The organism is Shewanella sp. M-Br (assembly GCF_036245925.1).
GTDB lineage: Bacteria > Pseudomonadota > Gammaproteobacteria > Enterobacterales > Shewanellaceae > Shewanella > Shewanella oncorhynchi.
The window spans coordinates 18,741-43,678 of record NZ_BJBV01000004.1; the positions used below are offsets into that span (position 1 = coordinate 18,741).

22 protein-coding genes are annotated in these 24,938 nt (G+C 45.7%); 9 read left to right on the forward strand and 13 right to left on the reverse strand.

Annotation, left to right across the window (positions count from 1 at the left end; all coding sequences use genetic code 11):
• Positions 1-15: 15 nt before the first annotated feature.
• The 3 genes from tdh to AAA952_RS04030 all read right to left on the reverse strand — a co-directional run bounded on the left by tdh (position 16) and on the right by AAA952_RS04030 (position 3,191).
• Complete coding sequence (gene tdh, locus AAA952_RS04020) at positions 16-1,041, reverse strand: L-threonine 3-dehydrogenase (protein WP_012090660.1); 1,026 nt, start codon at positions 1,039-1,041, stop codon at positions 16-18.
• A gap of 22 nt (positions 1,042-1,063) precedes the next feature.
• Positions 1,064-2,257: a glycine C-acetyltransferase gene (locus AAA952_RS04025; RefSeq protein WP_338254629.1), complete on the reverse strand. Its 1,194-nt coding sequence runs from the start codon at positions 2,255-2,257 to the stop codon at positions 1,064-1,066.
• Positions 2,258-2,543: 286 nt separating this feature from the next.
• A complete protein-coding gene (locus tag AAA952_RS04030) occupies positions 2,544-3,191 on the reverse strand; it encodes a TetR/AcrR family transcriptional regulator (RefSeq protein ID WP_113940155.1) in 648 nt (215 codons plus the stop codon).
• Positions 3,192-3,338: 147 nt separating this feature from the next.
• On the opposite strand from AAA952_RS04030, the gene waaA reads away from it, so the two are divergent.
• Positions 3,339-4,604: a lipid IV(A) 3-deoxy-D-manno-octulosonic acid transferase gene (gene waaA / locus AAA952_RS04035; protein ID WP_338254632.1), complete on the forward strand. Its 1,266-nt coding sequence runs from the start codon at positions 3,339-3,341 to the stop codon at positions 4,602-4,604.
• A 26-nt stretch (positions 4,605-4,630) separates the two neighbouring features.
• Here waaA and AAA952_RS04040 read toward each other — a convergent pair whose 3' ends face one another.
• Positions 4,631-5,386, reverse strand: coding sequence for a 3-deoxy-D-manno-octulosonic acid kinase (locus tag AAA952_RS04040; protein ID WP_338254634.1), 756 nt, complete (start codon positions 5,384-5,386; stop codon positions 4,631-4,633).
• Between the two features lie 98 nt (positions 5,387-5,484).
• On the opposite strand from AAA952_RS04040, the gene AAA952_RS04045 reads away from it, so the two are divergent.
• From AAA952_RS04045 to AAA952_RS04060, 4 genes are all read left to right on the forward strand, one after another.
• Positions 5,485-6,528, forward strand: a complete 1,044-nt coding sequence (locus tag AAA952_RS04045; RefSeq protein WP_338254636.1) for a glycosyltransferase family 9 protein — start codon at positions 5,485-5,487, stop codon at positions 6,526-6,528.
• A gap of 77 nt (positions 6,529-6,605) precedes the next feature.
• Entirely contained in the window at positions 6,606-7,691 is a 1,086-nt protein-coding gene (locus tag AAA952_RS04050; RefSeq protein WP_105250751.1) for a glycosyltransferase, read from the forward strand.
• A gap of 24 nt (positions 7,692-7,715) precedes the next feature.
• A complete protein-coding gene (locus AAA952_RS04055; protein WP_445190370.1) occupies positions 7,716-8,801 on the forward strand; it encodes a CDP-glycerol glycerophosphotransferase family protein in 1,086 nt (361 codons plus the stop codon).
• Between the two features lie 177 nt (positions 8,802-8,978).
• Positions 8,979-9,938, forward strand: coding sequence for a glycosyltransferase family 2 protein (locus AAA952_RS04060; protein WP_338254641.1), 960 nt, complete (start codon positions 8,979-8,981; stop codon positions 9,936-9,938).
• A 426-nt stretch (positions 9,939-10,364) separates the two neighbouring features.
• Here AAA952_RS04060 and AAA952_RS04065 read toward each other — a convergent pair whose 3' ends face one another.
• Positions 10,365-11,438: a glycosyltransferase gene (locus tag AAA952_RS04065; RefSeq protein WP_263148626.1), complete on the reverse strand. Its 1,074-nt coding sequence runs from the start codon at positions 11,436-11,438 to the stop codon at positions 10,365-10,367.
• 282 nt (positions 11,439-11,720) lie between these two features.
• Between AAA952_RS04065 and coaD the strand changes: the two genes are divergently transcribed.
• Both coaD and AAA952_RS04075 read left to right on the forward strand, forming a co-directional pair.
• A complete protein-coding gene (coaD, locus tag AAA952_RS04070) occupies positions 11,721-12,212 on the forward strand; it encodes a pantetheine-phosphate adenylyltransferase (RefSeq protein WP_105250747.1) in 492 nt (163 codons plus the stop codon).
• Between the two features lie 155 nt (positions 12,213-12,367).
• Positions 12,368-13,777, forward strand: a complete 1,410-nt coding sequence (locus AAA952_RS04075; RefSeq protein ID WP_338254645.1) for a capsule assembly Wzi family protein — start codon at positions 12,368-12,370, stop codon at positions 13,775-13,777.
• Between the two features lie 72 nt (positions 13,778-13,849).
• Here AAA952_RS04075 and mutM read toward each other — a convergent pair whose 3' ends face one another.
• The 8 genes from mutM to AAA952_RS04115 all read right to left on the reverse strand — a co-directional run bounded on the left by mutM (position 13,850) and on the right by AAA952_RS04115 (position 20,911).
• Complete coding sequence (gene mutM, locus AAA952_RS04080; RefSeq protein WP_338254647.1) at positions 13,850-14,665, reverse strand: bifunctional DNA-formamidopyrimidine glycosylase/DNA-(apurinic or apyrimidinic site) lyase; 816 nt, start codon at positions 14,663-14,665, stop codon at positions 13,850-13,852.
• Between the two features lie 35 nt (positions 14,666-14,700).
• Positions 14,701-15,156 (reverse strand): hypothetical protein, encoded by a 456-nt coding sequence (locus tag AAA952_RS04085; protein ID WP_338254649.1) that lies wholly within the window; start codon positions 15,154-15,156, stop codon positions 14,701-14,703.
• 90 nt (positions 15,157-15,246) lie between these two features.
• The gene (gene moaA / locus AAA952_RS04090; protein WP_011787489.1) at positions 15,247-16,230 is read right to left on the reverse strand and encodes a GTP 3',8-cyclase MoaA; all 984 of its coding nucleotides are present in this window, start codon (positions 16,228-16,230) and stop codon (positions 15,247-15,249) included.
• A gap of 16 nt (positions 16,231-16,246) precedes the next feature.
• Positions 16,247-18,058, reverse strand: coding sequence for a bifunctional molybdopterin-guanine dinucleotide biosynthesis adaptor protein MobB/molybdopterin molybdotransferase MoeA (locus AAA952_RS04095; protein WP_338254653.1), 1,812 nt, complete (start codon positions 18,056-18,058; stop codon positions 16,247-16,249).
• A 36-nt stretch (positions 18,059-18,094) separates the two neighbouring features.
• Positions 18,095-18,685, reverse strand: a complete 591-nt coding sequence (mobA, locus tag AAA952_RS04100) for a molybdenum cofactor guanylyltransferase MobA (protein ID WP_263162629.1) — start codon at positions 18,683-18,685, stop codon at positions 18,095-18,097.
• Positions 18,669-19,379: an ABC transporter ATP-binding protein gene (locus AAA952_RS04105; RefSeq protein ID WP_113940168.1), complete on the reverse strand. Its 711-nt coding sequence runs from the start codon at positions 19,377-19,379 to the stop codon at positions 18,669-18,671. The genes mobA and AAA952_RS04105 overlap by 17 nt, the downstream gene beginning before the upstream one ends.
• 3 nt (positions 19,380-19,382) lie before the next feature.
• A complete protein-coding gene (locus tag AAA952_RS04110) occupies positions 19,383-20,090 on the reverse strand; it encodes an ABC transporter permease (protein WP_168826136.1) in 708 nt (235 codons plus the stop codon).
• Positions 20,087-20,911 carry a substrate-binding domain-containing protein gene (locus AAA952_RS04115; protein WP_131524430.1) on the reverse strand — a complete coding sequence of 275 codons (825 nt, stop codon included), beginning with the start codon at positions 20,909-20,911 and terminating at the stop codon, positions 20,087-20,089. Before AAA952_RS04115 ends, AAA952_RS04110 begins: the two co-directional genes overlap by 4 nt.
• A 284-nt stretch (positions 20,912-21,195) precedes the next feature.
• Between AAA952_RS04115 and AAA952_RS04120 the strand changes: the two genes are divergently transcribed.
• Positions 21,196-22,578: a sigma-54-dependent transcriptional regulator gene (locus AAA952_RS04120; RefSeq protein ID WP_105250738.1), complete on the forward strand. Its 1,383-nt coding sequence runs from the start codon at positions 21,196-21,198 to the stop codon at positions 22,576-22,578.
• Between the two features lies 1 nt (position 22,579).
• Positions 22,580-24,733, forward strand: coding sequence for a sensor histidine kinase (locus AAA952_RS04125; protein ID WP_338254662.1), 2,154 nt, complete (start codon positions 22,580-22,582; stop codon positions 24,731-24,733).
• Positions 24,734-24,938: the final 205 nt, after the last annotated feature.

A 24,938-nucleotide genomic window follows, 5' to 3' on the forward strand; every position in this document is an offset into this window, starting at 1 on the left:
TAATGCTCTGCAGGATTAATCCCAGCTGAGGATCACTTTACCCGATTGGCCCGAGCCCATAGCGTCAAAACCTTGTTGGAAATCATCAATCTTGAAGTGGTGAGTGATGATAGGTGAAATATCTAAGCCTGATTGGATAAGACTGGCCATCTTGTACCAAGTTTCGAACATTTCACGGCCGTAGATGCCTTTAATGACCAAACCTTTGAAGATCACTTTGCTCCAGTCGATGGCCATTTCACCACTTGGAATACCGAGCATAGCGACTTTGCCGCCGTGGTTCATGGTATCTAACATGGCGTGGAAGGCTGAGGGTACGCCAGACATTTCTAATCCAACGTCGAAACCTTCGGTCATGCCCAGTTCTTTCATCACGTCTTTTAGGTTTTCTTTTGACACGTTCACAGCGCGCGTGGCGCCCATTTTACGGGCCAGCTCTAAGCGGTATTCGTTGACGTCAGTGATCACCACATGGCGAGCACCTACGTGACGACATACTGCAGCCGCCATGATGCCGATGGGACCTGCGCCTGTGATCAACACGTCTTCACCGACTAAATCGAAGGATAATGCTGTGTGCACAGCGTTACCAAAGGGGTCAAAGATTGAGGCTAAATCATCGCTGATGTCATCAGGGATTTTAAAGGCGTTAAAGGCGGGGATAACTAAGTATTCCGCAAATGAACCTTCACGATTGACACCCACGCCAGAGGTGTTACGGCATAAATGGGTGCGGCCTGCGCGGCAGTTACGGCAGTGGCCGCAGGTGATATGGCCTTCGCCAGACACTCGGTCTCCAATCTTAAAACCACGAACTTCTTGGCCGATATCAACCACTTCGCCGACATATTCATGACCAACAACCATGGGGACTGGAATGGTTTTTTGTGACCATTCGTCCCAGTTGTAGATGTGCATGTCGGTGCCACAAATCGCAGTTTTTTTAATTTTGATCAGCAGATCGTTGTGGCCCATCACTGGCTTAGGCGCATCGACTAACCAAATACCTTTTTCGGCTTTTAACTTGCTTAGTGCTTTCATTGTCTCAAGTCCTAAATAGGGGTTAAATAATGCCCATTTCTTTGGCAATACGGGTAAAGGCGGTGATCGCTTTGTCGAGTTGCTCACGGGTATGTGCCGCTGACATTTGCGTACGGATACGGGCTTGTCCCTTAGGAACGACTGGGAACGAGAAGCCAATAACATAAATATGTTCTGCTAATAAGCGGTTAGCAAAGTCGCCCGCCAGTTTCGCATCACCAATCATCACAGGGATAATCGCGTGGTCGGCGCCGCCTAAGGTAAAGCCTGCTGCTGACATTTGCTCACGGAAATAACGGCTGTTTTCCCATACGGCTTCGCGCAGGGCTTGGCCTGATTTGAGCATTTCTAACACATGGATAGATGCAGTCACGATTGACGGCGCTAATGAGTTAGAGAACAGGTAAGGACGTGAACGCTGGCGTAACCAGTCGATGACTTCTTTTTTACCCGAAGTGAAACCGCCCGATGCGCCGCCTAAGGCTTTGCCTAAGGTGCCGGTGATGATGTCCACTCTGTCCATCACATTGCAATATTCGTGGGTTCCACGGCCGTTTGCGCCAATAAAGCCGACCGCGTGAGAGTCATCGACCATCACCAGTGCGCCGTATTTATCGGCTAAATCACATACGCCTTGCAGGTTAGCAATCACGCCGTCCATCGAGAATACGCCATCGGTGGCGATCAAGATGTTACGGGCGCCTGCTTCTTTCGCGGCGATCAGCTGAGTTTCTAAATCGGCCATGTCGTTGTTGGCATAACGGAAACGCTTCGCTTTGCATAAACGTACACCGTCAATGATAGAAGCATGGTTTAGCGCATCGGAAATAATCGCGTCTTCTACATCTAACAAGGTTTCGAATAGACCTGCGTTCGCATCAAAACATGAAGAGTAAAGAATGGTGTCTTCAGTGCCGAGGAATTCGCTCAGGCTAGCTTCTAGCTTTTTATGTATGTCTTGGGTACCGCAAATAAAACGTACTGATGCCATACCAAAGCCGTGGCTGTCTAAACCCTGTTGGGCGGCTTTGATTAGCTCGGGGTGATTCGCTAGGCCTAGGTAATTATTCGCGCAAAAGTTAACAACTTCTTGGTGATTAACTTGAATGGCAGTCTGTTGTGGTGAGGCAATAACACGCTCGCTTTTATATAAGCCTTCGGCTTTGATGTCTGTAAGCTGTTGATTAATCTGTGCGTAGAATGAGGTAGAGGCCACCTGATATCTCCTTAGTTAACTTTATTCTGATTTTGGGAGTGGCGGCATTCTAACTCTAAACCTAATCGGCCTACAGCCTTTTTTTCATGCAGGTTCGCAAGATAAACTAGTTTAGGGCTAAAGTGGTTTTTACATTATAAAAACTAATGTGCAACATAAGTTTGCCACTGTTTGACTGAGTATTCTTTTAAGCGTTGTAGAGCGAAAACGGGTTCGCACTCAGTACTATAATTGCTTTGAGTTTAGTTCCGAATGCGAGTTCCCAACATAGGTGTTTGGGATGACGTTATAGAGATTCTTGACTCGCTAGCGCGTGGTAATGTTGCTCTAGGCGAGTAAAAGTCGCAACGGAAGTCGGGGTTGCATAGGCTTTGAAAATCATCAGCACCCTTAAAACGCCTTCATAAAGTGTCGCTTTAGTAATGGTGGACGTGCTGGATTGCGTGAGTTGATAACCAATCCAAAAGCTGACGATCATCTTAATGGTATCCGCCAGTGGCGTGATTTTGTCAGCATCGACACACAGAAATCCATCTTGTGTGAGTTTATGCAGCACATGGCTTGAACGCGTTAAGACTTGCTGCTGTGCGTGCAAATAGCGTTTTTTTAGTTCTTCATCGCGGGCGAGAATATCCGCAAGATTGGCGTACATAAAACGGAATTGCCACAAGGTATAGAACATAGCATCGAAGTAGCCGATTAACAGTTCTACATCCACTTGCTTATCTTCATAGGGTTGGAAACCCGATTCGAGATGATTCTCATATAGACTGAAAATACAGCGGATAATGTCTTCTTTATTGCGAAAATGGTAATAAAGATTCCCGGGACTCATATTTAAGTGAGCAGCAATGTGATTGGTGGTGATGTTTCTTTCGCCATGCTCGTTGAACAGTTCAAGACTGGCATAGATTATTTTGTCGCGGGTTTTCATAAGTTATCCAAATTGCTAGTGAACGCCACATAATTGATCAAAGAAAGCTAACCAACGACCGCCGAACTGCTGGTAAATTATCCCTAATTTGGTGCATATGCTAACATTGCCGCTATTCATCAGGCAAAACTCATAAGCACGTTTTTAATGAATCGTTTTTTCTATTCCACGATCTTATATTTATTATCCCCTTTGCTAGTCGTCTATTTAGCATTTCGTGCTATTAAAAGCCCTGATTACCGCGGTCGTTGGGGGGAGCGTTTTGGATTAACTCGACTTAAATCGACGGATTTACTGGTCCATTCTGTGTCTATGGGTGAAACGCTTGCGGCAATCCCATTGATCCGTTTGATTATGCAATCACACCCTGAATTAAGCATTACGGTTACCACAACCAGCCCAACAGGGTCTGCAGAAGTGCGTAAAGCCTTTGGTGACTCAGTGCAACATTGTTATTTACCCTTTGACTTACCTTGGTGTGTGGGGCGTTTCTTGCGCCAAGTCTCACCTAAATCTTGCATCATTATGGAAACTGAACTGTGGCCTAATTTGGTTGCCATAGCGGCCAAGCGAGGTGTGCACTTGATGTTGGCTAATGCACGTCTGTCGGCCAAGTCGGCGGCGCAATATGCTAAGCGCCCTAAACTCAGTCGACCTATGTTGCAACGACTCGATATTATTGCGGTGCAGACTCGAGTGGAAGCGCAGCGTTTTATCGAGTTAGGTGTATCGCAGGACAGAGTGACAGTATGTGGTAGCTTGAAGTTTGATCTCAGTATTACGCCTGAGCGTTTAGCCAATGCCAAGCAGCTACGTCAAGCTTGGGGACGTGAAACCTCGCCGATTTGGGTCGCTGGCAGTGTGCATCCTGGAGAGTTTGACGCCATGCTCACCGCCCATAGGCAATTATTGGCTCAGTGGCCCGATGCCTTGCTGATTATTGCACCGCGTCATCCTGAGCAGTTTTCTGCCGTTGCTGAGGTTGTTGCCAGTCAAGGTTTTGAATTAATTCGTCGCAGCAGTAATCTTCCTGTGACGGCCACGACTCAAGTGCTGGTCGGCGATACCATGGGTGAACTTCTGACCTTTTATGGCACGGCGGACCAAGCCTTTGTCGGTGGCACGCTGATCAATAATGGTGGCCATAATCCCTTGGAGCCTGTTGCTATGGGCGTACCTGTTATGGTGGGGCCGAACCATTGGGACTTTGCCCAGATTACGCAGATGTTGGCGGATGCTGGTGGGTTAAGGGTTGTCGCTTCGGCGGATGAACTTGCCGCTAACTTGATTGAGTATTTTGCTAAACCTGAGTTACGCCAGCAGGCGGTGAACGCGGGATTGGCTGTGGTTGAGGCAAATCGCGGTGCCTTGCAACAACAATATCTTCTCGCGCAATCTTTAATAACCGCTTAATTCAACTGGATAATTCGTTTAGTGGATCAGGCGCTTTGCATCGCCGCTTGATAGCCTTGCATTAGTGATGACCAGTTATCAGCGGTGAAGGCAAGGTTTGGTAGCTTGGCTTGTTCTTTATTAAAGGAACGTAACAGTCTGTCTAGATTTGATTGCTGCCATTGCGGGCTCGGTGTTTTTAACTCGCCGCGGTCGAAATCGATAAGATAAAACCGCTCTGGCGTTAAGGGTTCAGTTTGTGCGGGCTGGAACAAAATATTCTTGGCATTGAGATCGGCGTGGTACACACCACGCTGGTGGAATTGGGCGATGCAAGCCCCTAATGCCTGCCATTGCTCAGTGCTCATGACCCCTTTGCCGAGTTTAGCGACTAAATCTTCGGCGCCTTCGACCCGTTCGATAATAATATCGGCGCGGTAAAATAATCCATCGCGCACTATGTTGGCGGCAATCGGTTTAGGTACAGCAAAATCTTCGCGATACAAAACGTCTAATAAGCGTAACTCACCCATGGCGCGGGTATTTTCGAGGCCAGTATAAACGTAAGCATCTTTGCTGAATTTTTCCATTAAGCCGCCACGCCAATAATGACGCAATACCCAATGACTATGCTCAAATGCCACAAACCAAGTGGTGTAGCGGCCTTTGGATGAACCGACGACAGCATTTTTAGCCCGCCAAAAATCCACCGAGAACCACGCGGGATCGATATCTGTTGGCGTATCTAGGCAAAGCGCCATGTGACCTTGGGCGGTTTTTATGATCTGTATCTGAGCATTCATCGGAGATTTGTTGACTTAAGCGTGGCACCTAGGGCCATTCTACATTAAGATCCTTAGCTTGCGCCAAATAACCTTAAGAGCTTTTAGCTTCAATCCCAATGAGTTTAAATCCCAATACCATGAATTCTCTTTGTTTGCTTCGCTTATCCGCTATCGGTGACGTCTGTCATGCCGTGGCTATGGTGCAGGCGATTCAGCGGCAATACCCCGAGCTCAAAATCACATGGGTGATCGGTAAACTCGAATATCAATTGTTGAAGCATTTACCTGGTATTGAGTTTGTTATTTTCGATAAATCTCAAGGATGGCGCAGCTATTTTAATTTGCGTAAGGCGTTAAAAGGCCGACGTTTTGACGTGCTGCTGCATATGCAGGTTGCGCTACGCGCAACCTTGGCTTCATTAGCCATTTCGGCAAAGGTGCGCATAGGTTTTGATCGTGCCCGCGCTAAAGAAGGTCAGTGGCTAGTGACAAATCACAGGGTGGAGCCCTTGGCCAAGCCCCATGTGCTCGAAGGATTTATGGGATTCGCTAAGGCGATTGGCGTTAACGATCTCACTCCTCAATGGCATATTCCTGTGCCAATTGCGGATACTGAATTTGCCCAGACGCAGATTAAAGACAATGAAAAAGTCTTTATCATTTGCGCTGCAGCCAGTAAGGCTGAACGTAACTGGTTACCAGAGCGTTATGCCGCCGTTGCGAGCCATGCGATTGCGAAAGGATTTAGAGTCATGCTGTGCGGTGGCCCAACTCAACTTGAGAAGGATTTAGCAGAGCAAATCTTGCAGGCGTGTCCTTCTAAAATCGATAATTTAGTGGGCAAAACCAGTCTGACGCAATTATTGGCGCTGCTAAAACGCGCCAGTTTAGTGTTAGCGCCTGATACTGGCCCTGCGCATATGGCGGTTACCCAAGGCACGCCAGTCATTGGTTTATATGCCCATTCCAATCCTGGGCGCACAGGTCCTTACCTATCGCAGCAATATGTGGCGAGCGCCTATGATGAGGCAATAGCATCCCAACATAGTGGCGAAGTTAAGTGGGGCACTCGAGCCAAAGGCGAGCATTTGATGGCTTTGATCAGTGTTGAAGCTGTGATTGAGAAGTTTGATCTGGTGGTTCAGCAGACACTCAGTTAAGGCTTGTTAGTATCAGCACTCTTGATGTATCGCTGCGTTAGCGGTTTGTATTCAGAATATCGTTTAGGAGATAAATCATGCGGATAGCCATTGCCATTGACAGTTTAGCGGGTGGCGGAGCCGAAAAGGTCATGATTACCTTAGCCAAGCAATTTATTCGCTTAGGGCATGAGCCGCATTTTTTAGTCATGGAAGATAATCGCTATTATGAAATCCCAGAGGACTTACCCATTCATCAATGTTTTGCCCCTAAGGATAAAGATTTCGACCATTTTGGGCGATTGAATGCTTCGGTTAACAAACTCAGCGCAAAAATCGCGGAAATTGAATCTCAAGTGGGCAAGTTTGATTTGTTTTTATCAAATTTAGATAAAACCAATTTAATGATGACCAAAACTGGTGTTTCACCGCTTTATGTCATAGTCCATTCTTCTGTAGAAGAAGAGTTGAGCCGCCAATTTAAACTGGGACCGTTTGCTTATTTCAAGAAGCTAAAATCCAAAAAATCGCTCAATGGCCAGCATTTGATTACTGTCTCAAATGGCATAGCAAAGGAGATTAAAGATAAAGGTCGTTTGCATCCAGCATCGATGCAGACTATCTATAATCCATTTGAATTTAACGAAATCACATCTCAATCACAGCAAGATAATCCGCAAATCCCTCAGGGAGATTATCTTATTCATGTCGGTCGTTTTGCTAAGCAAAAGCGCCATGATGTGTTGTTTGAAGCCCTCAAGCTCACGCAAAATCAACTTCCTGTCGTGCTCTTGTGTCATAACCACAAAAAAGCGATAAAAGCAGCGAAAAAGTTTGGTATTGAAAAGCGATTAATTATTCCCGGTTTTCAAAGTAATCCTTTTCCATGGATTAAGCAGGCTAAGGCATTAGTGCTCAGCTCTGATTTTGAAGGTTTACCGACAGTCTTGATTGAATCTTTAGCTTGTGGGACTCCTGTTGTGAGCACTGATTGCCCACATGGACCCAGTGAGATTTTAACGGGGAATTTAGTGCCTTATCTCGTGCCGCGTCGTGATCCCAAAGCGTTAGCTAAAATGATAGACGAGGTTGTTAGCTTGCCGCCATCCCTCGAGCAGGTTGAGATTTTGGCCAAAGTCGATGCGACCTTAATTGCCGAACAATATTTAGCGTTGGCAAAATAATTTATTCGTTTGTGTTTTAGGAGCATGCTTGTGGAAGAAGCCAAACAAGCCAAAAGACGTTATTTATTTTACATAGCGCAAAACTATTCCTATGCGATGTTAAGGCCACTTCAACAAGTCATTTTGGAAAGAGGTGATGAGGTTAGCTGGTTCTTAGAGGGAAATGAGGTCGATCCTAAGTTTTTAAAAACCGATGAACTGCGCTTGCAGAGCATCGATGCTGTGAAAGCATGGAAACCAGATGCGGTATTCGTCCCTGGGAACGTTGTCCCTCATTTTATTCCTGGGGTTAAAGTGGGCGTATTCCATGGATTTAATGCGGGTAAAATGAATCATAAGGGCCGAGAAGATCACTTCGAAATCAGAGATTGTTTTGATTTGTATTGTACCCAAGGCCCTGCGACGACTCTGCCCTTTCTGAAACTAGAGAAAAAGTTTGGTACTTTTACTGTCGTTGAAACGGGATGGCCTGCGCTCGACCCCCTATTTCTTGAGAATAAAGATAATCCTTATATCAAAGCTGATGACCCAAGGCCTGTAGTACTCTTTTGCTCAACATTTTCCCCAAGTTTGACCTGCGCACCTGTGGTATTTGAGCAGATTAAAGCCCTGTCGCAAAAGAGCCAATGGAGCTGGTTAGTGCAATTTCATCCAAAGATGAATCCTAAGATTGTTGAGCAGTACAAGGCTTTAGAAAACGAGAATTTACAGTTTGTTGAAACTGATAATGTGATCCCTTTGCTGCAGGCGGGGGATGTGATGTTGTGTGACACTTCATCGATTCTGTTGATGTTTTTAATGCAGCGAAAACCAGTGGTGACCTTTAAAAATCAGTCACCGAAAGATCATTTAATCGATATCAGTCGGGTTGAGGATATTGAATCTGCATTAACGCGAGCACTGAGTCGTCCTGATGATTTGATGGCGCACATCCATGATTATTGCAATCAAATTCACCCTATGGGCGATGGTCAATCTAGCCAGCGAGTTTTAGCCGCAACAGATGCTTTGATTGATAAAGGCACTGATTGGCTAAAACCTAAACCATTGAACTTGTTGCGCCATTTTAAGATGCGGCGCAAGCTAGGTTATTGGAAGTTCTTGAGCTAAACACTTGGATTCAGTGTTTTCTAACGTTGATATTTTTGAGCTCAAATTCCGATGTTCATCATAAGTACAGAATATTTTCTGTTATTATATGATATTCTAAATGTGGGGGGTATTTTTATAGTATTTGATTGTCTAGTCTGTCGTTGAAACAAAAGTATATTAGGATGTTAAATAAAAATGGCAGTAACAAAAATGCAACCTATGATATCTATTATTATTCCTGTCTATAAGGTTGAGAGGTTTTTGGCAAGGTGTTTGGATAGTGTGTTAGCTCAAACATATAGTGATTTTGAGATTATTTGTGTCAATGATGGTTCGCCAGATAATTGTGGCGTTATTTTAGCTGAGTATGAAAAAAATGATAATAGGATAAAAGTAATAAACCAAGTTAATCAAGGCTTGTCTGTTGCACGTAATACTGGTTTGGATTTTGCTAGAGGTAATTATATATGTTTTGTCGATTCTGATGATGCCATACAGCCGCAAACATTAGAAATAGCTCTCTTTTGGGCTGAAAAAAAACAAGCTGATTTAGTCGTATGGCAAAGTGTTTACTCTGATGGTTTTGAGAAGCCAGATAAATTATTTGATATTGAAAAAATAGATGTGATTATAGTGAATGAGCCATTATATCATAAGAATAAGCGGCCTAATAAAATAGGTTCTGTTGTATGGAATAAACTTTATAAGAAAGAGCTGGTTGAAGATGAGCGTTTTATTCCTGGAGTGCATTATGAAGATATTTCATACAGCTTTTCTATTATGGAAAAACGTCCAAAAACGGTAGTCATTCCAGCTGAATTATATTTGTATACAAAGTTTGAAGAGTCAATAACACAGCAGAGGCCCACTTTAAAACTTATTAAAGACTATCATATAGCAATAAATTCAATCTATAACTCTTATAAAAAAAATATGATTAGCAAAGAATTAAAGCATATAAGACACAATTTACTGCGGCCTCTTTTAAGTAATCAATTTAAAAAGTGTAAGCAAGCAGATCAAGACCAGAGAGTTGTTATGTTACAAGCTTTTGCTGAAGAGTTAAGAGATCTAGATGCTAAAGGTTTATTAACATGGCGTGGGCATCGTATTTATCTGTACATAGCGTATAAAAAGCTAATGAAAACAGTTTAGCTACAATAAAATCAATCTTAATAGCTGTCGTATAGTAGTTCACGGCACTCATGCAGTTTCTACAAGTAGTATTGAGTTTGTATCGTGATCTAAGTATTGCAATATAAGGCTCTGCTACCCGATTGTGGTAACGCTTTACACTGCAAAGTTTTTGGCAAAATGTAGTACTATTAGGATCAGTTATTTAGTTAGCTTCAAGTCTACATTGGTATTGGTTTTTCTAGTCTCATGACTTTAATAACGTGATTTTTAGGCTGAAATGTATAAGTAATGCCCCCCTAAAATTCACAATACCACTACACACAACTACGATTCCTTTAATACCAAAGTTTTTCGCGATTCATAGTCCTATACAAACGTTAAGTTCGTGGCTTTTTGTTCTCTTTTTATATGCATTTCAGGTTCGTTAGGAAGTAATCGTTTGGTTTAATCCTTACCCAATTTAATATACTGTAGAGCAATACTTTGACTATCTACGGCTTTAAGAATAGCAAGGTCTTCAAGCGATGGAGGCGATGCCAGACATTCCAGAGCCTTTTGTGCCAACAATGCAGGTTGGCGAACGGGAACCAAATATTTAGCTAAATGTCCGGTAAGGATTTCATTCGGGCCGTGAGGGCAGTCAGTGCTTACGACGGGGGTGCCACAGGCCAATGACTCAATGACTACCGTTGGCAAGCCTTCAAAATCTGAGCTCAGTAGCATTAATTCTGCGTTGGCAATCCAAGCATAGGGATTATGTTGAAAACCGGGTGTGATAATTCGGTGCTCAACACCGTATTTTTTGGCTAATTTACGCGCTTTATTTGGTCGATTACAGAGAAGCACGAGTTTAGGTGCTGTCGGCATATCCCTCAATGCTTTGAAGAGAATGTCATGGCGCTTTTGACGAGTGACTCTACCCACATGGATCATATAAGGCTCATTGGGAATTTCGGCGATAACTTCTTGAGTCTTAATTTTTATTTCTTCTAAGCGAAAAGGGTTGTAGATGGTTTGCACGCTCTGGGGTTTTAACCAAGAAGTGGCTCTGAGTTCGTCGGCAATACCATTTGAGACTGTGATGATTTTTTTGCCGATCAGGGCCTTGGCTTTTTTCCATCTGCGCCAGAAGTGTACTGGACCGCGTTTTAACTCCATCAATAACTCTTGTTTTAACGCACAATGACAGAAGTAGTAGCAAGGATCGAAATGACAGCCGGAAACAACAACATCGCAGTCAGTTGAATTACTGAGAAAGAGTGAAAACTTACCCGTTTTTTCGGCGGCGCTCACTTTAGCTTTGAGTTGTTGTATCTGCTCCTGTAGCGAAGGTTTTTGACCCGCTTCAAACAGATAATGAATGGTCACATTTTGCGGAGGTATAAAATCGCCTTCCCTGTGAAACACAAACAAATGCACATCTTGTCCTGCTTCCTGTAACACTTCTGCCTGCGACAAGGCGACTTTCACTGTGCCGTTGGAGAAAAAGTTATGGCAAAAAATCGCGATTTTCTTCATATATGCTCTTCTGCGTGTCTTCAAACGTCGTTTTTAAACCTAACACTGCTCAGTGTATATCGTTAAATAGGGGAGCAACATTGTATGTGGTCGGTTTTAATTTCGTGCAACATTATACCTGTTCGTGCCTTTACATGGGCTTAATCAATAGCGTTCTTGCTTATTTTTAAGTTTTTTATCGGTATTTAAAGTCGTTTTTGCTGCGATTATTCACTCGCTTGGCTAAAACGAGTAGACTGGCGAGCAATGATTTTTGGCATCCATGTGAGTTGAGTCAGCAAAGTGCATACAAGAGCAATTTACCCAGGAACTTTCGATCCTATCACCAATGGTCATGCCGACTTGATTGAGCGTGCGGCTAAACTGTTTAAACATGTGGTGATTGGCATTGCGGCTAACCCTTCCAAGCAGCCTAGATTTACCCTTGAAGAGCGAGTTGAATTGGTCAATCGGGTGACTGCTCATTTGGATAATGTCGAGGTGGTGGGGTTTTCTGGGTTGCTAGTGGATTTTGCCAAGGAGCAAAAGGCCAGTGTACTTGTGCGTGGGTTACGCGCGGTATCCGACTTTGAATATGAATTCCAATTAGCAAATATGAATCGCAGATTGAGCCCTGATCTGGAAAGCGTGTTTTTAACGCCTGCCGAGGAAAACTCATTTATCTCTTCAACCTTAGTAAAGGAAGTCGCTTTGCATGGTGGCGATGTGAGCCAGTTTGTTCACCCTGAAGTAACGGCTGCATTGGCGGCAAAGCTTAAGTTGGTTAAACCTTAGATTTTACCTGCGAACTAGATAGTTTTTACGTAGGAGTTTTGTGTTAACTTTGAGGCATTTTTGCCTTGTGATGATACTTAAAAGGATGTTATGAAGGCTTTTTTTCCCCCACGATCCTTGCTACTAGCATTGCCTCTGGCATATTTTTTTCTTCAATGCTTGCTGCTGCACCTTGGGTCGATGCCTCTGATATATATCTTAGAGCTGACATTCAAGCACTTGCTGATGCGGGTGTGATCACTGTGCCAGTGAATACTTATCCATTGATGTGGTCAGGCATTGGTGGTGATTTAGCGAAAATTGAGCCAGAGCTGCTTTCTCCCTCTTTAGTACAAGCCTTTGCACGGGTTAATTTTTATTATCAAAATGCTGTCGATAATCGTGGTAATGCACGGATAAAAGTATCGGCAGCATCTGATCCTGCTCGCTTTCAACATTATGGTTCTGACTATCGCGAGAAAGGTGAAGTGCTAGGCTCCTACGAGTATTTAGGATCGCGTGTTGCTTATAAGGCGACTGTGGCAGAAACCTATGATCCGCAAGATAATAAAAACTTCCGCCTTGATGAGTCTTATTTTGCCATCATTTTTGGCAATTGGATCGCAACCTTAGGCGCGGTTGAGCAGTGGTGGGGACCGGGGTTTGACTCGGCTATACATCGTTCTAATAACGCCCGCCCTATGTCATCGTTAACCTTGAGCCGTAACAATGCCGCGGCTTTTGAAACACCTTGGTTATCTTGGATTGGCCCTTGGACCTTTAAAACTGGATTTAGCTTAACTGAAGTGGATCGTGCTGTGCCTAAGACGGCTGAGTGGGATATGCGCTTAAGTGCAAGACCGATTAAACAGTTAGAAGTGGGATTGTCTTGGTCGACTTTATTTTGTGGTGAGGGTCAAGATTGTAACTTTGACTCTTGGTGGGATTCGGTTGCGAGTAATGCTGTTTGTATCGATGGTACAAATGATTGTGCGCCGAATGAGCGCCGCGATGCAGGCCATAGAACTCAAAGTATTGATATGCGTTATGCCGATACTTTGCAGGATATCCCCGTTGGATTATATCTCGAACATAGTTGTGAAAATGGTAGTGACTGCGGCTCACTTTGGGGTATTGATACCCATTTTGGCACATCGGGTAAGCAGTTTAAGTTGTTCGTGGAATATTCGGACACCTATGTAAAATGCGATGGTGATAGTGCCAATTGTTTCTATGAGGATCCTGTCTATCTGAGTGGTGCTCGCTACTATGGTCGTGCTTTGGGTTCTACCTATGATAGCGATGCACAAGTGTTTGTGGTTGGATTAGTTGGCCAGTTTAATAATAGCCGTGGTTTTACCTCGTTGCTGCGTTATGCGAAGCTGAATAAAGATGGCTCCAATGTGGCAAACACTTGGGCGCCACAACCGCCAAAAGAAGATTTATTGATGCTGGAGCTTTCTTACCGTATGCCAGTGTGGAAAGGCATGTGGAGCTTAGGTGGAACAGTATCGAGATCGGAGTTTGAAGTTCAAGAAAATGATACCAATGCCACGCTATTTAGCAGTTTTGAGTATCGTTTTTGACAGCTGTAACTGATTAAATAACGAAAAATGCCAAGCACTTGCTTGGCATTTTGGCTTATAAATAACGCAATATTAGCGTGTTTGGCAAATGCCACAAAATACTGTGGTGCGTTGGCCTAAACGGATTTCACTTAGCAAGTTACCGCAGCTTGTGCAGGTTTCACCGCAGCGACCATAGACATGCAGTTTTTGGGCGAAGTAGCCCGGCTTGCCATCGGCATTGGTGAAGTCTTTCAGCGTGGTGCCACCCTGTTTAATGGCGTGGGCTAAGATTTGCTTCACTTCTGCAACTAAAACGGTCAAACGCTCGATATCGATTTTACCTGCTTCGGCCTCTGGGTGAATGCCCGCCGCAAACAGGGCTTCATTGGCGTAAATGTTGCCCACTCCCACTACGATATGATTATCCATCAGACAGAGTTTGATCGCTTTTTTCTTGCCCGTTAAAGCTGCTGCTAATTGTTTGACATTAAAAGCATTAGTCAGTGGCTCTGGCCCCAGTTTGGCAAGTAATGGATGCGCTTCTTCTGGGAGTTCACACCATAGCCAAGCACCGAATCGTCTCGGATCGTTAAAACGTAAAATGCGGCCGTTGGCGAGCACTAAGTCGATATGGTCATGCTTTTCCACTGGCGTGTCGTGGGGCAAAATCCGTAAACTTCCCGACATGCCTAAATGCACTATGCTCGTGCCCGCGTCAGTGTCGATTAATAGATACTTAGCACGGCGTCGCACTTGGCGTATAACTTGGCCGATAATCTGTTTGGCTATGTCAGGCACTGGCCAGCGCAACGAGCCATTGCGGATCACAAGATCAACCACGGTTTGCTCGACAAGGTAGGGGGCAATACCCTGACGGGTGACTTCAACTTCTGGTAATTCCGGCATGGATTCTTTCTTATCTTAAGTAAAATTGGGTGGCATTAAGCTGCGGGTTTCGCATCGAGGATCGGTTGCAGTTTAGATCTTAAACTCGGTGGTACTAAATACCAATTACCTGCGGGAGACTTTAACACGCCTTCATTGGGAAAATAGATCCACAGTTGAGCATCGCGGATATCTGCAATCTGTATAACTAATTCTTGCGGATTATCTGTGGTTTCTGGCGCGGCGGTTAAGGGGGATACCCGTATGGTTTGCCACGCCTTTGCCCATTCATCACAGTTGAGGACTTTAGTGTCGCACTCCCATTGTGATGCTTGCTTGTGCAGCCATAACCCGTCGAGTTGCAGCTGTGAAAGCGGTGCATTATCGTCAAACAGTCGCTGAGCATCACTCGGAACATTATTGGTTTTGTTATCCATAAAAGTCAGCACGGCGACCATAAAGGCGCAGGAGACTATGATGATGTTATTCCATTGCTTACGAGTTAATGCCATAGAAATGTGTAACGCTAAGTATGGGGTGATGCTTCGAGTTTATCACGGCCAAATTGAGATGCTAGCCCTTAAGCGATGGAGTGGTGATGCTTAACCGCCAGTGGCGTTCATAAAGCGTAGGATTTGTACCTCATTATTGCCAAAGTCGTGTTGCTTAGGCTTGAGATTAATTCCCGCGAGAATAGCGACTTTTAATCTTTCAATATCAGCCGGAAATTCCCGGACTATGCTTTTGAGATCAACAGCATGTTCATTGCCTAAACACAGCAGTAATTGGCCTTCGACTGTGACGCGCACGCGATTACATTCGTGGCAGAAGTTGTGACTGTGGGGCGAGATAAAGCCGATATGGATTGGGCTGTCAGCCATAGTGTAATAACGTGCTGGGCCGCCGGTACGTTTGTTGGAAAGCTGTAGCGGATAGTGACTATTTATGATGGCTTTTACTTCATCGCTGCTGCAATGACGGGCGCGTTTCCGCTCATCCATTTCGCCAAGCGGCATTTCTTCGATAAAGGCGATGTCTAAGTTACGGCCACGGCAGAAATCAACTAAATCAATAACTTCATTATCGTTCTGCTGTTTTAAAATCACTGCATTAATCTTGATACGTTCAAATCCCGCCGCAATAGCCGCATCAATACCATCTATGACTCTGTCTAATTTGCCGTTACGCGTTAGCTGAGTAAACAGTGTGGGGTTTAAGGTATCTAGGCTGATATTGAGGCGCTTTAATCCTGCATCAAACATGGGTTTAGCGAATTTTGTCAGCCTTGAACCATTAGTTGTCATGGATAAATCCGTAAGCCCAGGCAGTTTGCCAAGCAAACCCACTAGCTGGTCGCAATCGGTGCGAACTAAGGGCTCACCGCCGGTCAGGCGAATTTTAGTCACACCAAGCTCGGTAAAGGCTTGGGCAATCCAAGCTAATTCTTCGAGGTGGAGTACGTGGTCCTTTGGCAGAAAACAGGGATCTTCCGTCATGCAATAAACACAGCGAAAGTCGCAGCGGTCGGTGACCGAGAGCCGTAAATATTCGACCTTACGGCCAAAGGAATCCACAATTAGACTCATAAAAACTCACTGGATCCTAAAGCAGATCCGCAAAGGGTTGAATAAATACAGTTTCACCTGCATTCACGGCTTCTGCATCATCCCCTATGATGATGAGGCAATTCCCTTTAGCCATTGAACTTAACATTCCGGAACCTTGGTTGCCCGTACTACTCACGTGTAGGCGTCCATCTTTACCAAGCTGATAAATCCCGCGAATAAATTCGGTGCGGCCTTGACGGCTTCGTAGAGTTTCATCACTTATTGCAGGGAATAGCTGCGCTTGCCAATTCACTTCACCTGCTAATTTTCGTAAAGCGGGCTGCACAAATTGCAGGAAAGACACCATGACTGCGACTGGGTTGCCAGGTAGCCCGAAGAATAAGCTGTCATTTACTTTACCAAAGGCGAGTGGCCGACCCGGACGCATGCTAATCCGCCAGAAATCAATTTTGCCGAGGCGTGCAAGCACGGTTTTAATGTAGTCCGCATCGCCGACAGACACGCCACCCGAGCTAATGACGACATCAGCAAGGTTGGCGGCTTTAGCGAGAGTTGCTTCAAGGGCGGCTTCAGAATCTTCGATAATGCCTAAATCGATAACGTCACAACCGAGACGTTTTGCCATCGCTTTGATGGTAAAGCGGTTTGAGTCATAAATGCAGTTAGCTTTGAGCACTTCGCCGGGCTGGCTCACTTCATCGCCGGTAGAGAATACTGCAACAGTTGGGCGGCGATATACACTCACGTGATTGAGCCCGAGTGAGGCCAGTAAACCTTGTTCGGCGGCGCTTAGGCGAGTGGCTTTTGCAAGTGCGACTTGGCCTTGAGCAATATCTTCTCCAGCGAGGCGAACGTGTTGGCCAGAAAGAATGCGGCCTTCAAAGCTAACAATGCCATCGACTTCCTTGGCAAGCTCTCGGGGCTGCACTGTATCAGCACCTGCAGGCACTGTTGCGCCCGTCATGATACGCACGGTTTCGCCGACTTTAAGCGGGGCCGAATATTGATGACCTGCAAGAACCTCTCCCACCAATTTTAAGGTGGTAGGCATTGGGTCTTGATAGACAAAGGCGTAGCCATCCATCGCCGAATTAGTTTGTTGTGGCACGTCGACGGGAGAAATGCTGTCGCTGGCCAGTACGCGGTTATCTAAGGCATCTAACTCAATGTCTTCAATCTCTGCCACAGGTGATACATGGGATAAAATCTGCGCTAAACCTTGGCTGACGCTGAGGTTTTTGTTGTCGCCTATGGCGCAGGCATCCACGGCCGAAATGGGGTATTGGAGTGGCGCTTCCCAGTTTTGGGCGTACTCCATCACAAAATCGGCAATCTGGCTGATATTGTTGAGATCGAGTCGGCGCAGCTCACTCGGGAGTGCGTCGTTTGGCAACTGAGTATCATCGCAACAGGCGATGGCGAGGATATTCTCATCTTGGGTGTAGATAAAAGGTTTGCCGTGGGCGGCGCGGTGCAATTCAATTTTAGGTAATGCGAGCTTTTTAAAGCCTTCGACGAGGACGATATCGACTTTGTCGGCTTCGATTTGCTTGAGTAAATGGACTAACTCAGGATCGCCATCGCGCGCGTCTTCTGTCATCAGCGCCCAGCGTACATGGGAGGCGACCAGCATTTGTCGTGCGCCCGCTTTACGCATTTCGTAACTGTCTTTGCCGGGAATATCTACGTCGAAATTATGGTGGGCATGTTTGATTACGGCTAAGCGTAGGCCACGTTGATTTAATTTGGGGATCAATTGCTTGAGTAAGGTGGTTTTCCCCGTGCCACTGTAGGCACAAAATCCGAGAACGGGAATAGCGAGCGGATTGACGAAGGGGTTACTCATTTGCACCTCTAATTTGGGTTATTGGAGCCTTTTTAGCTATTGGGTGATTTCTATCGCTAGTCGTTGTTTTTGTTCTGGCGTATTCACATTCACAAAAGCATTGGGCTGGTCGGCGAATGTCGCTACGACGAAGTGATGTTTGATATACCAAAAGTCCACTTTACGCTCACCCGCCTCAAGAAACGCTTTCATCGAGTCACGTAAGCTAGGTTTTAAGAGTAAAACAACGGGTTGTTCATACTCACCGTCACTGGCGACAGCAATCTCGGCTTTTTCTGCCTCAATTGCTGCCAACATACGCGGAACAAGGTCGAGTGGCAGGAGTGGGCAGTCGCAGGGCACTACTAATAAGTAGTCTGCATCTGTTTGGCCCATAGCGGTGATCATACCCGCTAAAGGTCCGAGGAAACCACTATGCTCGTCACTTATTACCTTAAAACCGAACTCAGCATAACGTGTTTGGTTACGATTTGCGTTGATCAGGATCTCCTTAACCTGAGGTTTTATTCTATCTATTGTGTGCTTAATCATGGCTTCACCGTTTAATTCGACGAGACCTTTGTCGTCGCCACCCATGCGACGGGCCATACCACCGGCGAGAATAACGGCATCAATTTGCGATGACATACAAAGGCTCCTGTGCTGGCAAAGATTCAGGCTGTTGATAAGAGGTCATCACGCGCTCACCTTCTATGTGCCACTGTTGTTCGCAGATGGCGGTTAACGCGCAATTCTGATGGCTACTCAGTAACATTCCTGTGCCTTCGTGTTTGAGTTGTTGGATCATTTTTAATACTAGCTCTTGGGAATCCTTGTCCATATTGGAGGTGGGTTCATCGAGCATTAATAGTTTAGGTTGTAGGATCCAAGCGCGCGCAATCGCGAGGCGCTGTCTTTCGCCGCCAGAGAGATTACTGGCCCTTGCCTGCAGCAGCGACCCTAGCTGCGCCATCTCAATTGCTTGAGTAATCCGCTGTTTAGCCTTGGCTTTTGTTTCTGAGCTGAAATTCAGCCCATAGGTGAGATTATATTCTACTGTGCCGTCGAACAAATAAGGATGTTGGTGCAGATAAACGGCCTTACCTAACAATGGATTGCGTCGCCACCAAGCATTTTTGGCAAAACCGACAGCCTCAATATGGCCTTTGGTTGGTGGCATTAAGCCCGCCAGAATTTTCATCAAGGTTGATTTGCCTGTGCCATTGTCGCCTTGCAGATAAATCACATCTCCTTGGCAGAGCGATAATACGTCGGCTTTGAATAACAGGCGCGCGCCAAAGGACATTTCTACGTCACGGGCGATCAGTTTGACCTTAGTCATTGCTTAATGGCTCCTTGGCATGGCTTTGCCGCGTAAACTACCTAAGGCAAAGTTGAGGATCAAGGCCAAGATTAGCAGCACTAGCCCGAGGGCGATAGCTTGGGCGAAGTCACCTTTGCTGGTTTCAAGTGCGATTGCGGTAGGAATATTACGGGTCACGTTTAAAATATTACCGCCGACCATCATAGAGCAGCCGACTTCGGTCAGAATGCGACTAAACGCCGCGACAATCGCCAGCAGTAAGGGCATGCGCAGTTCTCGGCATACTGTCCACACTGCGCTGCACCAAGAGGCACCTAAGGTGCGTGAGGTTTCCCAAGCTCTGCGATCAACGCTAGTGAATGCGGCTTGGCTCATTGCAATTAGCACGGGGGCACAGATGAACATTTGCCCGAGAATCATGCCTTCTTGGGTAAATAACCATTTTAGATCGCCCATAGGACCGTTGCGTGTTAGCAGTAAATACACGAGTAGACCGATAACCACTGTGGGGATTGATTGCAGAGTTTGAACTAAGTTAGTGACTATCCATTTGCCACGAAATGGTGCAAACGCCAATACAAAGCCGAGCACCATGGAAGGAACAAGCGTGATCAGCAGTGCCGCGAAAGAAACCGAAAACGAGATCGAAATGATGGACCAAACGTCAGGGTCTAAAGAAAACAGCAGGCTTAACGCCTGCTGTAATAGTGCTAGCCAGCCGTCGTTCATTCGCTATAAGTTGCCTTGAACAATTGCTCGCCTTCAACTTTGAAGCTGTTGATCATGCTTTGACCTTCTTTGCTGATCAACCAGTCGCTGAATGCTTTAGCGCCTTTGTGGTTCAGATCTGGGTATTTAGCAGGGTTGATGAGAATGACTTGGTATGGGTTGGCTAAGGTTTTGCCACCATCGAAATCAACGGCAAGATCGAGCTTAGTTTTATAAGCCACGAAAGTACCACGGTCAGACAGAGTGTAACCTTGCATTTCGTTTGCCATCAGCAGGGTTTTACCCATGCCTTGACCTACTGAAGTATAACCTTTGAAGTTAGGAGTAACATTTGCCGCTTTCCATACTTCTAACTCTTTGATGTGAGTGCCTGAATTGTCACCACGAGAGATAAAAGGCACGCCTGATTTTGCCATTTTAACGAAAGCTTCTTCGGCTGTTTTGCTGTCACGGATTTTTGCTGGGTCGTTTTTAGGGCCAAGTACTACGAAATCATTTTCCATAATGCCACGGGGCTCAACACCAAAACCATCGGCTACGAATTTAGCTTCGGCGCTAGGCGCGTGAGTCATGACTAAATCCACGTCACCTTGCTCACCTAGTTTCAGGGCTTTACCTGTACCTGTGGCGATGACTTGAACCTTGTAGCCTGATTCACTTTCGAACTTAGGTAACAGTTCTTTCAATAGGCCTGAGTTTTCTGTGCTGGTGGTGGTGGCTAACTTGATAATTTCAGTCGAGTGAGCGGGTAAAACAGTGAACATACTGGCTGCAACAACCAGTCCCAGTAATGACTTCATATGAGATTTCATGTTTAGCATGGGTACTCCTTGGCGGAAAATAGGATTCCAACTCAAATGCCTACTGAGTGGAAGGTCTCGTAAATTGTAATACGTTCGGTTGAAAGCAAGTTAGATGCCAAGCTGAGAATGCGGTCATTTTCTTCACAGCTTAACCTAATTTGTGAGCTTGATCCCAAGCTTAACAAATACTCTACAGACAAATTGTCTCAGGACAAACTTCTGATGGTTCATAGTGACCTATTCATCTATTTTCAGTGCTAGAATTGGTCGCAAATGAGTCAAAATGTCCAGAAGCAGACAATATGAGCCAGATAGATAATAACCTCAAGCCTCTTCCATCGGCAGTATCGGTACTGATTGTTGATGATGAACCCGGAATGCGGAGTTTTTTAAATAAGGCACTCTCGAAGAAATTTGCCTTAGTCGAAACGGCGGGCAGTATCGAAGATGCGGAGCAGCTGCGTAGCCGTTGCCATTTCGATTTGCTTATCGTCGACATTCGTCTGCCTGGTCGTTCGGGTATCGAATGGCATGAAGCGTTGGATGAGCAGGGGCGTCGTTCGGACATCATTTTTATGACCGGCTATGCTGACATGGAAGTCGCGATTACCGCGCTACGCGCGGGTGCGTCTGACTTCATCATGAAACCTTTCCATCTCGAACAGATGATGACTGCGGTCGATCGCTGTATCGAACGTCGTCTGCTTAAACGTGAAAATTTGATGCTGCGTCGTGAGGTTTCAATCGGTTATTCATCGACCATTATTGGCAGCAGTGAAGCCATGAAGTCGGTGAAACATATCATCGAACGTGTGGCGCCGACCAATGCCGTCGTCTTAATCCAAGGTGAGTCGGGCACGGGTAAGGAATTAGTCGCACGGCAATTGCATTTGCTTAGTGGACGTCAGGGACCTTTTGTCCCAGTTAACTGTGGCTCTATCGCCCCTGAACTGCTCGAAAGTGAATTGTTTGGCCATACCGCCGGTGCCTTTACGGGTGCGAAAGGCAATCGTGAAGGTTTATTCAGTTTTGCTTCTGGCGGGACGATTTTTCTCGATGAAATTGGCGAAATGCCACTGAAAATGCAAACGGCTTTACTCCGAGTATTAGAGCAAAAAGCGATTCGTCCTGTGGGCAGCGAGAAAGAAGTTAACATCGATGTGCGAGTGATCGCGGCCACTAACCGTACTCTGATTGATGAAGTGGATGCAGGGAATTTCCGTCGAGACTTATATTATCGGCTGAATGTGCTCGATATTTTAATCCCGCCATTACGTGATAGACCTGAAGATGTAGTGGAGTTAACCCATCATTTCACTCGCCAACTTGCCGCTGAATTAGGGGTAAGAGAAGTCGTGTGGAGCCATGAAGATATGGTGAAACTACAGCAACACGAGTGGCCTGGTAACATTCGTGAATTGCGCAACATGATTGAGCGTTGTATTTTGCTGGGCAAACCGCCAGCGGAATATTGGAAGCAACAGCTGAAGAGTGAGTCTTTATCTACATCGGGTTATCCATTGGATTGGCCATTGAAAGACGTGGAAAAACACCATGTGACCAGTGTTGTGGACTTACATTCTGGCAATAAGTCTGCCGCGGCGAGGGATTTAGGCGTATCGCGCAAGACCTTAGATCGCAAGTATAAAGAGTGGTTTGATTTTAGTGGCGAACAGGAGTCATAGGGTGTCATTCTTCACTCACTTTTTTGGTGTCAGTTGGCAGCAAATGCAGGCCAAGGTGCGCTATCGCATATTAATCCTGACGTTACTGCCCATTCTACTGACACTGGTGAGTTTAGTGTTTATCACTATTTACTGGAACATCAGTTACACAGGTAAGCAGCTGTTTATGAAGGTTAAAGCTGACTTATCTGTTGCCGAAAACACCTTGCAGCAAGTGCAAGTACGCCAAGAAAAACAACTTGAACGTGTGGTGACTTCTTGGACTTTTCAAAATGACTTTAGGCCACTTTTCAGTGGTAAAGAATTAAGTGGCGAAGTCAGCTACCGAGCCAGTATTGATGCTTTTCTCCTTGAACAGAAAAAACAGCTAAATCTCGATTATCTGCGTTTAGTCAGTGTTGCCGAAGCGGCCGCAGACCCCGATTTACGCCAAATCCTTCCTAAGTTAGACGGTTTATTACCTTACTCCGGCTTGATGGTGCTGCCGCCCGAGCGTTTAGCACGTATCGACCCCGAATTGGCTATCACTGCGAGCATTCCGATAGTTGCAACCTTGCGGGCGCAGAGCCCCGTTAAAACCGTTGAAGAACGTGGTTTATTGAGCCGTAGCCTATTGCCCGTCCCTGATATGGAAGGCAAAGTGGCTTGGTATCTCGATGGTGGGATCTTGTTTAATCGCGATACTCGAATTGTCGACCACATTCGTGATCTGGTATACGACAAAGGCACCTTGCCCGAGCGTTCCATCGGTACTGTGACCATCTTCTTAGATAACATCCGTATTTCCACCAACGTGCCGCTGCATTTTTATCCCACAGGCAATGAGACGCTGGGCCGCGCGCTTGGCAGTTTAGTATCGGAGGAAGTGAAAGACAAAGTGTTAACTCAAGGCGAGCAGTGGGTCGATCGCGCTTTCGTATTTAACGATTGGTTTATCTCCGCTTATGCCCCCTTGGAAGATGTTCGCGGCCAACGTGTCGGTATGATCTATACCGGCTTTTCTGAATCGCCATTTATCCATAATTATTTACTCAATATCATAGAGCTAGGCACGATTCTCATGTTGGTGCTGCTGGTGTCGGGCCTGCTGGTTTATCGCGGTGCTTATAGTTTATTGCAGCCCATTGAACGTATTCACCATGTTGTACAAGCTGTGCAGTCGGGGCGCAATATTCGTATCGGCGCCTTAGGATTAGATAGGGATAATGAGTTATCGAACTTAGCCGAGCAATTTGACAGTATGCTTGACTTGCTACAGCGTCGAAATGCCCAAATTCAAGCGGCGGCAGAACAGCTTGAAATGAAGGTTGAAGAACGTACCCGCAGCTTGCAGGACAAAACCTTAGAGTTGCAACGTAACGTGGCGTTACTGAACGAAACGCGTCAACAGCTCGTCACTAACGAGAAGCTCACAGCTCTTGGCGAATTGACCGCAGGTATCGCCCATGAAATCAATAATCCGACTGCTGTAATTCTTGGCAATATGGAATTACTGCGCTACGAACTTGGTGATAATGCTGAAGTAGTAAAAGAAGAAATTGATCTAGTCATTCAACAGGTTGGGCGGATCAGCACTATCATCCGCAGCCTGTTGCAATACAGCCGACCTGGCGAATTCAACGCGCCACTAGAAATGCATCCGATAACTCCTATTATCGAAGAAATGTTGGTGTTGGTGCGACATTCGATTCAAAAACAAGAAGTCGTGCTGATCACTGAGTTAAACGCCAGTTGTCCAGTACAGGTTAATCGTCCGCAGTTGCTGCAAGTCTTGATTAATCTTGTCGTGAATGCGGCGCATGCGATGGACGGTAAAGGACGTATTTGGGTGCGAACCTATGACTGGGTGCAGCAAGATATGCCAATTGGCGTCAAAATCGAAGTGGAAGATGAAGGCTCAGGGATAGCGCCAGAGCAGCTGGGACGGATTTTCGACCCTTTTTATACCACACGTAAGGATGGCACTGGTTTAGGTCTTTCGCTCAGTTACGGCATTATCAAGCGGATTGGTGGCACGATAGAAGTGAGTTCAACTTTGGGTAAAGGGTCCTTATTTACCATAGGTTTGTATCATGAAGCGAAGGAAGATCAGCAAAATAATCCCTACGATGGCTTACACTTTGCGGGCAACTACAGCGATATGTCTGCAGATTAGTCTTATCCCGTTAGATAGACATTGTGCTGTATTTGGCTGATTACGTTTGAATTAAAATATGTCGAGCGATTGCTAGCTAGCTTTGTATTATGTGGCTTTGCATTACTGATTTTTAGGCAAAAAAAAGCCGGATGATGAGTCCGGCCACAAAGAGTGTGTGTGAGCAATGTCGTGCTTGCAAACTCAGGAGCTCCATAACAACGTC